This is a genomic window from Treponema endosymbiont of Eucomonympha sp. (genome assembly GCF_001028545.1).
Genome location: NZ_BBPW01000742.1, coordinates 1 through 222, shown reverse-complemented (window position 1 = coordinate 222; position 222 = coordinate 1). Strand labels below are relative to the sequence as shown.

Below are 222 nucleotides of genomic sequence, written 5' to 3'. Positions count from 1 at the left end.
AGCAATTCCCCGCCAGCGCTTGAGGGCGCGAAAGACGTTTTCAATGACGTGCCGTGCCCGATACAGCTCATGACTGTACGCTCTCTGCTCTTTTCGGCTTTTAACCGGAGGGGTGACTGCTGTTATATCCGCTTCCTTAAGCATATCGAGCAGTTCGTTCGTGTCATACGCCTTGTCCGCAAGAAACGCTTCCGCCTCCAAATCCTCCATAAGGAGAGGCGC

1 protein-coding gene is annotated in these 222 nt (G+C 54.1%); it reads right to left on the bottom strand.

Going from position 1 to position 222, the window contains the following annotated elements; genetic code table 11:
• The coding region (locus AWU74_RS08830; protein WP_162505151.1) for a transposase at positions 1–222 on the bottom strand (222 nt) is incomplete at both ends.